This window comes from Dyadobacter sp. CY351, assembly GCF_021502625.1.
Classification (GTDB): domain Bacteria; phylum Bacteroidota; class Bacteroidia; order Cytophagales; family Spirosomataceae; genus Dyadobacter; species Dyadobacter chenhuakuii.
Genome location: NZ_JAKFFU010000003.1, coordinates 464,248 through 475,803, shown reverse-complemented (window position 1 = coordinate 475,803; position 11,556 = coordinate 464,248). Strand labels below are relative to the sequence as shown.

Genomic DNA, 11,556 nt, shown 5'->3' with positions numbered 1-11,556 from the left:
AGGGCTACGCGGAGAAGAGAAACTGTTTTTCAGCCAGTTCCGGATGTGTAATTAGCATGATTCTTTTAAGTGTCCGGTTCGTCCTGCTTCAAATGGGAGCGGATAGCAAACAGGATCCTTAAAAATGAGTTTAACAAATATTACGATTATCGGTGGCGGCGCTTGCGGAATATCAGCATTCATAGAGCTTTTTCTTCAATTACGCATCGCAAAAAGCCACCGGGAAGTTAGCATTACCATCATTGAAGAGAACAAAGAAGTTGGCAAGGGACTTGCTTTTGGGACCAAACAACCGGGTCATATTCTCAACACCCAGGCCGATCTGATGGGAATCCATTTTACAGAGCCACAGCATTTCAGCGATTGGCTGATCGAGCATGATGCGCGGATTGGCAGCGAAGTTGTTGATAACCAAGGTGAGAACAGAGCTTTTACCACCCGCAGGCTGTATGGTGATTATCTGAAAGAACAATTCGAGCATTACTTTGCCCTGGCCAGGAACGAAGGCATGGATGTACAGGTGATCCATGCGAGCGCAAAAAGCGTTGCCCGTGGAGAACCCCGTTTCACCATTCACTTGTCCGGAAACACGCAGCATTCGTGTGATTTTCTGGTGCTTTCCCCTGGCACGCCGGTTGCCGATAATTATCCGGATTTGAATGATAAAGAGAATTATTTCGGCTCTCCCTGGCCATCAGAGCCTATTTTGGAGAAAATTCCAAAGGATGCGGATGTAGCGATCTTAGGGTCGAGCCTTAGTGCTGTGGACGCATTGATGACGCTTACTGATAACGATTATAAGGGAAAAATTACGTGCTACTCGCCGGACGGGCTGATGCCCAGGGTGCAACCGGCGGATCAGGCTGCAATGATCGATTGTAAATTTTTGACGCTCAAAAATCTTCACGAGATCCAGCGGAAGGAACTGAGAAACCCTACAGTGAAAGAAATATTCAGGCTTTTCAAAAAAGAAGCAGAAACATATGCAGGCGGAAAAATCGATTGGAAAGCCACTGCCAGAACAGATAAGCCAGCCGAAAAACTGCTGGCAGAGGACATTGAAATTGCTAAAAACGGTGGTGATGCACTCAGTAACATTCCCTATTCGCTTCGGTATGAGAGTTCTGAAATGTGGAAATGGCTGGATGAATCTGAAAAGCTCAAATTTAAAAAATGGTTCGGTGCTTACTGGGCGGTGAATCGTCACTGCATGCCGCTTGTGAATGCTGAGCGGGTCAACAAGTTGTTCATATCAAACCAGTTACAGGTTGTTCCGGGCTTGAAAGAAGTGGTTTTTGACGACAGTAAAAATAGCTTTGTGCTAATCCACGGCGACGGAAATGAGTCGGTTGAGACGTTTGTGATCAACGCCACAGGGCCTGCGTCCGCTGTCAAAGTGATGAAATCGGAGCTGATGCAGAATCTCGCGAAGGATGGTTTGATTGAGCCGGAGGATGCGGGCGGGATCAAGATCAATACGGAAACAATGCAGGTCATCACCGGCAAAAGCGCTTATCCAAACTTTTACGCGGTTGGTCATATTACAAATGGCTTGCTGCTGGATGTAAACGCGGTTTGGTATAACGTCAAAACGATCGGCAATTTATCACGTCACCTTATCAGTCAGATTATTGGAAACCCTTCTTAAACTTTACGGCGAGCTATTTCCTGTCATGGCATTTATCCCGGCCGGATATCTGATCAGCAAGAAATTTGACTTCAATTCAGATTACATCAGCAAGCCGCTGATCAATGTGCTCTTGCCGTTGCTTGTATTTACAAACATGCTTGACGCTGAGGCTTCCAAGCTGATCGTTTTGCCTATTCTGACGTTTTTGCTGGCATTAGGGATGAATTTTGCTGCGAAACTGGCTCAAAACAAGCTAGCATCTGAGACTGATCCTTTGCTGCTGCGAAGCTCATTTTCGTTTTTCAACATTGCTTTTTTCGGCATCCCAACTGTGACCGCGCTATTTGGAGAAGACAAAGTCAGTGTGCTGATCTGCATTTACCTGGGTTCGGCTTTATATGGCGACACAATCGGTTATTACCAGGTAGCCAAGACTAAATATCCGGCTAAGAAAGCGTTCAAGGAAATGCTTAGTATTCCGTTCCTGTATGTGTTTGTTGCGGGAATAATCTGTAAGATAGCCGGGCTGGAAACGCCTGAGTTTGTTAAACCCGCCCTTGGTGTGGTCAGTTTTGCTGTTTCCGCAGCCGGTATGATGATCGTAGGGTTTCAACTGGCAAGTGTTGATTTCAAGAACATTAAAATTCCTTACTTTTCAAAACTGCTTGGTTTTCGCACGCTTGCCGCGATCATCATCCTTGGCGTTATCGCTTTCGCAGCCTCCTTTATAGCCAAAGACCTGGAAGAGGAGGATTACAAAATGCTCGCCCTGGTTCCGTTGTTTCCTATTGCAGCGAATGTTACGGTATTTGCTGCTTTTTTGAAAGCGGATGAAGAACAATCTTCGATCCTGGTATTTCTATCAATGTTGCTGTCTGTTGTGCTCGTTTCGGCCGCAACATTTTTCATGCAGTAGCAGGGTTATGCCAGTCTTGATCCTTAGTATTTTAAAAAAAGTACAGGCGATCGATATGGCATATACGACGATGTCTTGGAAACATAAAACACTTCAATTCTTGAAATGTAAATTCTTAAAATAAGCGCTTATGGTGCAGCATTAAGCTCTTGTTTTGACTGAAAACGAACCCTTACCAATGTGCCTTTCCCAGGTGCACTTTCAATGTCCATCGTCGCCTTCATCAGTTCGCATATTTTCTTCACAATAAATAAACCAAGTCCTTCACTTTCTTTGAACGACCCATTATCACTTTCATCCGATATCAGGGGAACGCGCTCAATGGGAGGCACATGATTGTGGATGCCGGTCGTGTGCGTGGCTGGCTTTAATTGTTCTGCGAAGACAGCCGCGGGCGAATTTTCCCGGAAACCAGGGCCGGTATCCTGTACGCTAAGCACCCACCGTCTTTCATTCTCATTGGACCAGGTTATATAGACGCCGCCTGATTCTGTATATTTTAATGCATTATAAAGGAGGTTTTGTAAGACACGCCGGATCTGAACTTTGTCGCTGGATATTTTTAGTGTGTCAGGACCTTCGGCAGTGATTTTCAGTTTGCGTAATTCTGCTACCGGCTGCGCGTTTTCAACAATTTCTTTTATCAAATCAGCCACATTGAAATCTTTGATGTCCAGCGTCTCCTGACCGGCTTCGATACGCGCATAGTCGGTGAGTTGCAGTAACATATCCCGCAACGAGGTCAGATTTTTATTTAAAATGTTCATCAATTCCGCTCGCTCTGTGTCAGAAGATTGCGTTTGCGAAAGTTGGGACGCCATTAATATCACGCTGAAACTCGATCGCAAATCGTGCGAACTGTGTCTCAAATGCTCGTTTCTCTTTTTTCCCAGTTGGAGCAGCTGATCCAGTGCCTTTTGCAGACTGGACGCTTGCTCTGCCGCAGCCGTCTGCCCTAAATCATTGTAGGATACGACACTGCCGCGGTTTGCCTCGGCATAGATCCGGCTTAGCTCCCGGTAAACGTAGGATGCGTTAGCTGCATCAAGTTTGGAAAAATCCAAATTATACCGGTCAACCTCATCAATCAGGATCGCGATAAGGTGTTCCAGCTCAATGACCAGCTCCCGAAGCGAGTAACCATTTTGCCAGCGGTGAATGCCATGCTCGTTGGCAATTACAATCGGGTCGTGTGTGGGTTCTATTTGTTGCAGGCGCTGATCGAGCACATCGAGTAACAACGGGACCTGGTCATTGAATTCCTCTCTGGAAAAGCTGCTTTTACTGCTTAGCGAAGGATCATCGGCGCATCTTTCGCGCCATCTGTTTAAAATTATTTCCCTGCGTGCACGGAGGTGTACAGCCAGATCCTTCGCTTTATCGAGTTTTCCTGATTCTTTCTTTGCCATAACGGACGTCGTTGATCGGTATTTTTCTTTCAGGAACAACTACAAATATTATACCTTGCTGCAATGCTTTGCTCGCATGGACATTAGTTTGGGGCTATCTGCAAATCCTCAAGACAAAAAAAGCCAGGTTATTGACCTGGCCTATGCCTTAAAGTTGCTTGATAGAGTCCGGTTGACTTCGTAAAGCGGAGCCACTAACGGCCGGGGATAAATTGGGTTACATATTAAATGTAATCAGACAGAATGCAATGTAAAAAGTCATCAGCACAAACGCGCACAACATCGCATAGATGAGCGGATGCCGCGGCGCCTTCATAGCATTTGCCTTACGTCCAACACCTGGAACTTCTTCATGCCTGCGGGCATTTTCCATTCCACTGTCTCGCCTTTGCAAAGCCCGATCAAAGCGGCGCCCATTGGGGTTAGTACGGAGATTTTCTTTTGTTTAATATCAGCCAAAGCAGGCATTACAATGGAGAATTCCATCTCCTTATTTGTCGTTAATTCCCTCACTTTCACCTCCGAATTCAGTCTGATGCTATCCGGTGGCAACTCGTCGTTTTCCACCACGATCGCGCGGTTAAGTTCGTAGGACAGGGACATTTCGTTCGCATTGCTGCTGCTGAAATTTTCGGCGAATTGTTTTAACATACGAAAATCATCTTCACCTAATATCACATGGTTTCTTTGCGTATTCATAATTATAGAATTAAAGTAAATGTTGTGACACCGGAAGGCGTCACGGATTGCCGCTATGCAAATGAGCTGGCAGCCAGTTGATGAAAAACACGCTCATCCAACTTGTAACGGTCGTTTAGCGTGAGGCTGCTGCGCGCGTTGAAAAGCGCATGGTTAACTGCGTTGTACATCAGCCAGTAGGAGGGGCTGGCGTCCAGAATCCGCTCTTCCAGCCGAAGCCGTTCCTGTGCTTGCTTCGCCAGCTGGACCGGAATCGGCAGTTTTCTAAGCAGATCCTCTTCTGCCTTAGACACTTTCCGCTGCTGCAAATGCTCATACACCGTGGCAGTTAATGTTGGCCTCGGCTTTTTGTGCCCCACGAGCATGGCATACAATTGTGCCTGAAAAATCTCCTGCGTAAGACGGCTATGATGGATTTTACGCAATTCCTGTGTGCTTTTGACCGGTTGTTTTTTATCCTTTGTTTTTGGTTTTTCTTCCAGCCAATGCTGATAATCAGTCAGCTTGCCAAACGAGTCGGCCCAGCCCATAAGACCATTTTTGCAGACCTCACGATACATGCTGCTTCCCGGCTTGTTTCCTTCGTTCGTCATGGTCGTAAAGGTCTGACCCTGAATTGTTAAAGGTGTTTTGCCGTTATAACTGTTGGTAAGGATCATACTGCGTTGCAGGCTCTCATTGCCGATGGAGAATCCGTCGGAAAGGATAATGCTGATGCTGAATTCTCCCGTGCTTGTATATTTGATCTGGACCTCGTAATTTTTCCCAAACACCTTATCGATCACTTCCCGGATCCAGCTGTTTGGAATAATCGTATAGTCGGCGCTTTGGATCCCAAATATCGTCTTTCTGCCACGCAGCGGTTCACCCACCACGAGCTGCTGACGATCCGTTGCGATAATGTCATAATCCGGCAAGAGATCCGCCAGCCAAACGGGGCTCACAGGAAAACAAATGTCATCCCACTCATTCGTCAGAACTGGTTGCGCACTAATGTAAGTCATTGCTGATTTTTATTTTTACAGTTGTAAATTTACAGGCATATTTCGTTAAAACAAAATCTTTTTTAACTATTTTCATATTAAATGTTAATGCTTGATGGACTTTTGTCGGGACGGCCGCATGGCTCGTTCCACAGGCTTGGGAGCATAGGAAGCGGAAGGGCGTTTTGTTGATATAAGCCAATGTCTAAACGATAAGATTAGCAAACTAAACTTTCTGGGCCGGTATGGTTATTTAGAGTAATGTATCTGCTGCATCAAACCCCGTAGCGCTTCATTAACAGTTTATGGAAAATTTTACAATGCTTCAATTCTTTGAATGGTACTATCCTGCGGACGGATCGCTTTGGAATCATTTCAAGAATGAAGCTGCCCGTCTCAAAAATCTGGGCATCGACTCAGTATGGCTGCCGCCAGCACAAAAAGGAATGGAAGGAGCGGATTCCTCCGGTTATGATTCTTATGATTTGTACGACCTTGGCGAATTTGACCAAAAAGGATCAGTAAGGACCAAATATGGCACAAAACAAGAGTTGATCTACGCAATTGCAGCTGGTCAGGAAGCCGGTTTACAAGTTTATTGTGACATCGTTTTGAACCACATGGGCGGTGCCGATGAAAAAGAAGTGGTGCCCGTTAAGGAAGTTACGCCCGAAAATCGCAATGAATTTGTGAGCGATACTTTCGAAATAGAGGCGTATACCAAGTTTACATTTCCCGGCAGGGCCGGGCAATACTCTCAGTTTGTGTGGGATTATCAATGCTTTTCGGGTGTGGATTATAATGCCTCAACTGAGCAAAATGCAATTTACAGTATTCAAAATCAGTATGGTGATGGCTGGCAGGATGTGCTCGATCTGGAAAACGGTAACTATGATTATCTGATGCTTTCGGATATCGAATTCCGTAATCCGCATGTGCGTCAGGAATTGAAAAACTGGGGAGAATGGTTTGTGGAAACAGTTCATTGCGACGGTTTCAGACTGGATGCGATCAAACACATGGATCCTGCATTTTTTAATGAATGGCTCGACCATTTGCGCGGAAAATATCAGAAAGAGTTCTATACTGTCGGCGAATATTGGGCACCGTATGACCTGGGTTCTATGCTGGCTTACATTGAAGCGACGGACAAGCGCGTTTCGCTTTTCGATGCGCCGTTGCAAGCCAACTTTTTCAGGGCTTCAAAAGAAAACGAACATTATGATCTGAGGACGATCCTGAATGAAACGCTGGTGGAAACAATGCCTGAGCTTGCGGTGACATTGGTAGAAAATCATGACACACAGCCGCTGCAATCCTTGGAACAGACCGTGGAAGGCTGGTTCAGGCCGATGGCTTATGCGATCATTCTCTTACGTCAGGCCGGTTACCCATGTATTTTTTACAGCGATTTGTATGGCTCCAAATACACGGATACAGGCAACGATGAACAGGAACATGAAATCACACTGGAAAAACTGAATGTGCTGGAAGCATTGCTTTACGTAAGAAAAAAGCTGGCATATGGCACACAAAACGATTATTTCGATGACATTAACTGCATTGGCTGGACGCGCGAAGGTGATGAGCATGAAAACTCAGGTTGTGCAGTTTTGATTTCCAATCACGAAAATGCGGCAAAAACAATGTTCATAGGCCAGCAGCATGCAGGAAAGACTTTTGTGGATTACTTGAATTTCGTTCAGGAGCCGGTGGTAGTAGGAGAGGACGGGCACGCAGAATTTCGCGTAAACGGGCGTTCTGTGAGTGTCTGGGGAGTTCAGAACGGGTAATTGAAATACAATAGAAACGGAGGGGAGGATTAAATGCTGCTTCCCTGCCACACAACGTCAGCCGATCTGGTAATGGTTTAAAAACCTGTTAACCAGATCGCTTTATGATTCGTAACCATTTCAAAATTGCATGGCGTAACGTCCGCTCGGGCGGTTGGTATTCAGCGCTTAACATTGGCGGTTTGGCTGTCGTGCTGGCTGTGAGTTTGCTGCTTTTTTGGTGGGTCCGGGATGAGCTGAGTTTTGACAGGTTCCACGCCGATGCGGACCGGATTTATCAGGTTAATGCCCGTTTTGGAAAAGGAACAGACGAAAATATATTTACCTCAACGCCGGGCCCCGTGGCCGTCGAGGCCAGAAAGCAAATTCCGGAAGTGGAAAGTGCAGTGCGGATGGGATATTATCCTTCGGCAACTTTCAAGGCCAATGGAAAAACATTCAACCAAAAGGATAACCTCGCCTTTACGGAAGCAAATTTTCTGACATTTTTCAATGGCTTTAAAATGTTGTATGGCGACCGCAACGCACCGTTTCCGGAACCTAACTCGGTTGTGCTTACAGAAAAGCTGGCCCGGAAATTCTTCGGCACTGCAGATGCAATGGGCAAAACCTTCATGAATGTTGAAACCAATGTTACGCTCATTGTCAGCGGTGTGCTGGAAGATGCGCCCGACAATTCTTCTATTAAGGATCATTTGTATGTCAATTTTGAAGTATTAAAAAATTCCGGTCCTGAAAATGGCGGCGCTAAACTGGCTGACGAGAATTGGGATGATTTCGGATTTGCAACGTATGTGAAGCTGTGTTCGGAAGCCTCACCGGAAAGTGTAGGAAGGAAACTAACGGCAATACAAGCGTCCATACTGAAAGGCAAGCCCAACATTCCGGATTATCTTTTACAACCATTTACCGAGATTCATTTATATCCGGTAGAAGGCGGCGGGTTCGCTATGAAGCAAGTAAGCATTTTAGGAATTGTTGCGGTGCTTTTATTAGGCATCGGTTGTATCAATTATGTAAACCTGACTACCGCACGCGCCACAAGACGGGCCAAGGAAATTGGCGTCCGCAAGGTCGTTGGAGCGGGTTCTGCACAGCTGGCGAGGCAGTTACTGGTAGAATCCTTGCTGACATTGACCCTGGCACTAATCCTTTCTATTGCCTTACTGCAAGCGCTTTTACCGCTTTACAAAAGCCTAACAGGCAAAACGGGTCATTTCTCGCTCTTCGATCCAAGGGCTTGGCAAGTGCTGATCGGCAGTCTGACATTCTGTTTCCTGCTGGCGGGAATTTATCCGGCTATAATGGTCGCTAGCTTTAATCCCATTCAGGCACTAAAGGGTCATACCAGCCAGGTAAGCGGGGCTGGGTTGCGGAAATTATTGGTTGTCACGCAGTTTTCGCTGGCAACGATTCTTATTGTCGGCACTTTTATCATTGGCAGTCAGCTTCATTTCATTCGCGAGCGCGATCCTGGCTTTAAGCGGGCGCATGTTTTTACTTTCGACGGGCGCAAATTTACACCTCAATTCAAGCAGGCATTAAGCGGCCAATCGAGCATACTGGGCATCAGCACATCCACGGATACACCCGTTAATATTCAGACCGGAACCGCATCGGTTGATTGGGACGGAAAGGAAAAAGACCGGACGCTGATCATGGTCCAGATGGGCATTGACAAGGATTTTATCGAAAATTTTGGAATAAAATTACTGTCTGGACGCAATTTCAGCGGTTCAAAACCCGATTCAGCGTATTTTATATTAAATGAAACCGCTGTGAAAGAAACGGGTTTGAAAGATCCGGTGGGCAAACGTTTCAAGCACGAGGGCACGGAAGGAACGATCATTGGCATTGTTAAAGATTTCAATATGACCTCTATCCGCGAGCCTGTCTGGCCTTTGGTCCTGTTCAGTAAACCGGAAAGTAACTTCATGGTGAATATCCGCACCACCGGCGAGCTGGCACCAGATGCCTTGGCGGCAGCCGAAAAACTTTGGAAGCAATATTTGCCTGCCTATCCATTTGAATACACATTCTTGGACGCGAATTACAACGATTTGTACCGAACCGAACAACAAACGGGGCAATTGTTCAATTTTTTTGCAGGCGTAGCCATCGTCATTTCGTGCCTTGGTTTGCTGGGCCTCGCCTCTTTCACCACGGAACAGCGCACCAAAGAAATCGGGATCCGAAAAGTGCTGGGCGCTACTGTTTTGAACATTACAACATTGTTGTCCAAAGATTTTATGAAACTCGTTATTATCGCCATCGTTATCGCAACGCCTGTCGCCTGGTTTTTGATGGAGGAATGGCTGAAAGATTTTGCCTATAAAATAAATATTCAATGGTGGATGTTCCTGCTCGGCGGGTTGCTCGCGATCATTACTGCGCTTATCACAATAAGTTTCCAAAGTGTTAAGGCCGCACTAGCAAACCCGGTAAAGTCCATCAAATCGGAATAATTATCCAAGTATTTAAATAAAGAGGTCTGACTTAACAAGCATTCATTTTTTTATTGGTTGATCAAAGCATCATCATCTTCGTCATCTTCAACTCCTTCAAAATAATTCACTACGGTCATTAAGGGCAGGGTAGTGCGGTCGGCGGCATTTGACATCTGTATAACTGCGCGGTCAATATTTGTTTTATCAAAACCAATAAAATGGCCTTCGATCATTTCACCCGGCCTGACCTGGTATGCAATCGCCTTGTCAATGTATTTTGAAGCCCGCTTTTGCAAGCCCGTAAGTTGTGGTTCCGACATTCTTTTTCTCGTTGTTTCTCTTATTTTATTCTCCTGCAAATATCATAAACCAATTAGTTTCTATTTCATTCCATTTCATCCGCCTTTTATTCGCAATCCAAATGTCGTTGAATGCGCTCCTTAAAGTGCGTTGCCCTCAATGAGCATCATGCGTTCCACCGATTCATCTTTCAAATGCATGTGTTTCAAGCGTTGCGGATCATCGCGATATCCCTCGAAGCTTTTCCGGTCCGCAAAAGTGACAAGGTGGATCTCATATGGATGCCCCAATGTGGTGGTTACGACCGAAGAAATGCTGGGCCTGATGCGATAAACGAGTTCGCCATTATGGTGGCTGAGCAAAGGCAAAACCTGGTCTTCAAAAAAATGGAAAGAGCTTTCTTTGCCTGGCTTAATGAAAATAAGCTGGGTGTAATAAATCATGGCTAATGTAGGGTAAAGATGAAAACCTAAATCAACTTCTGCTTAAAGAAGTCAATCGTGCGCGTCCAGGCCAGCTCCGCTGCGGCTTTGTCGTAGCGTGGCGTGCTGTCGTTGTGGAAGCCGTGATTTGTGTCGGGATACATATAGGCTGTATATTCTTTGTTATTTTCTTTCAGCGCCTTTTCGTAAGCAGGCCATCCCTCGTTCACGCGCGTGTCCAGGCTAGCATAATGCAAAAGCAGCGGCGCCTTTATTTTCGGAACGTCCTCAGCGGCAGGCTGACCGCCGTAAAAAGGCACGGAAGCGGCAAGTTCAGGCACCCTCACGGCCATCATATTGGCCATGGCACCTCCAAAACAAAAGCCTACCACACCAATTTTTCCATTGCAATCTTTATGATTTTTCAGATAATCAAATGCGGCAATAAAGTCTTCCGACATTTCATTTTTGTCTCTTTTGCTTTGCATTTCACGTCCTTTGTCATCATTTCCTGGATAGCCGCCCAATGGCGTCAATGCATCGGGCGCGATGGAAAGAAATCCGGCAAGGGCCGCTCTCCTGCCCACATCTTCGATATACGGATTAAGGCCACGGTTTTCATGCACCACAATGACGCCGCCCAGCTTTCCGGTTGCACCTTCGGGCTTTGATAACAACGCCTTAATGGTTTTCCCACCCTTTGGCGAATCGTAGTTGATATAATCCGATTTGAGTCGGGGATCATTGGGATTAACTTGAATGGTGCCCTGATAATCAGGCATCAAGAAACTCATAAGCGACGCCACAGTAATACCGCCAACTGCATATGCCGATAAATTTTGCATAAAATTCCGTCGGTCGATACGGTCGTGGGCGTAGTCGTCGTACAGGTCAAATACTTCCTGCTTAATGTCTTCTTTTCTGATCTCGCTCATATTCGGTTGTCGTAAAAGGTGT

General features: G+C 45.9%; 10 protein-coding genes. 4 read left to right on the top strand and 6 right to left on the bottom strand.

Annotated elements, in window-relative coordinates; translation table 11 throughout:
* Positions 1 to 124: 124 nt before the first annotated feature.
* Positions 125 to 1,648 (top strand): FAD/NAD(P)-binding protein, encoded by a 1,524-nt coding sequence (locus tag L0660_RS07545; protein WP_235158938.1) that lies wholly within the window; start codon positions 125 to 127, stop codon positions 1,646 to 1,648.
* The gene (locus tag L0660_RS07540; protein WP_235158937.1) at positions 1,632 to 2,546 is read left to right on the top strand and encodes an AEC family transporter; all 915 of its coding nucleotides are present in this window, start codon (positions 1,632 to 1,634) and stop codon (positions 2,544 to 2,546) included. The genes L0660_RS07545 and L0660_RS07540 overlap by 17 nt, the downstream gene beginning before the upstream one ends.
* A gap of 128 nt (positions 2,547 to 2,674) precedes the next feature.
* Here the strand turns inward: L0660_RS07540 and L0660_RS07535 are convergent, their stop codons facing one another.
* From L0660_RS07535 to L0660_RS07525, 3 genes are all read right to left on the bottom strand, one after another.
* The gene (locus tag L0660_RS07535) at positions 2,675 to 3,955 is read right to left on the bottom strand and encodes a HAMP domain-containing sensor histidine kinase (protein ID WP_235158936.1); all 1,281 of its coding nucleotides are present in this window, start codon (positions 3,953 to 3,955) and stop codon (positions 2,675 to 2,677) included.
* Between the two features lie 312 nt (positions 3,956 to 4,267).
* Positions 4,268 to 4,654: a GreA/GreB family elongation factor gene (locus L0660_RS07530; RefSeq protein WP_235158935.1), complete on the bottom strand. Its 387-nt coding sequence runs from the start codon at positions 4,652 to 4,654 to the stop codon at positions 4,268 to 4,270.
* A 53-nt stretch (positions 4,655 to 4,707) separates the two neighbouring features.
* Entirely contained in the window at positions 4,708 to 5,658 is a 951-nt protein-coding gene (locus L0660_RS07525; protein WP_235158934.1) for a hypothetical protein, read from the bottom strand.
* 284 nt (positions 5,659 to 5,942) lie between these two features.
* Between L0660_RS07525 and L0660_RS07520 the strand changes: the two genes are divergently transcribed.
* Complete coding sequence (locus L0660_RS07520; protein ID WP_235158933.1) at positions 5,943 to 7,430, top strand: alpha-amylase; 1,488 nt, start codon at positions 5,943 to 5,945, stop codon at positions 7,428 to 7,430.
* Positions 7,431 to 7,534: 104 nt separating this feature from the next.
* Positions 7,535 to 9,895, top strand: coding sequence for an ABC transporter permease (locus tag L0660_RS07515; RefSeq protein ID WP_235158932.1), 2,361 nt, complete (start codon positions 7,535 to 7,537; stop codon positions 9,893 to 9,895).
* A 50-nt stretch (positions 9,896 to 9,945) separates the two neighbouring features.
* Here L0660_RS07515 and L0660_RS07510 read toward each other — a convergent pair whose 3' ends face one another.
* From L0660_RS07510 to L0660_RS07500, 3 genes are all read right to left on the bottom strand, one after another.
* Entirely contained in the window at positions 9,946 to 10,197 is a 252-nt protein-coding gene (locus L0660_RS07510) for a hypothetical protein (protein WP_235158931.1), read from the bottom strand.
* A 120-nt stretch (positions 10,198 to 10,317) separates the two neighbouring features.
* Positions 10,318 to 10,620, bottom strand: coding sequence for a DUF1330 domain-containing protein (locus L0660_RS07505; RefSeq protein WP_235158930.1), 303 nt, complete (start codon positions 10,618 to 10,620; stop codon positions 10,318 to 10,320).
* A 26-nt stretch (positions 10,621 to 10,646) separates the two neighbouring features.
* Positions 10,647 to 11,534 carry a dienelactone hydrolase family protein gene (locus L0660_RS07500; RefSeq protein ID WP_235158929.1) on the bottom strand — a complete coding sequence of 296 codons (888 nt, stop codon included), beginning with the start codon at positions 11,532 to 11,534 and terminating at the stop codon, positions 10,647 to 10,649.
* Positions 11,535 to 11,556: the final 22 nt, after the last annotated feature.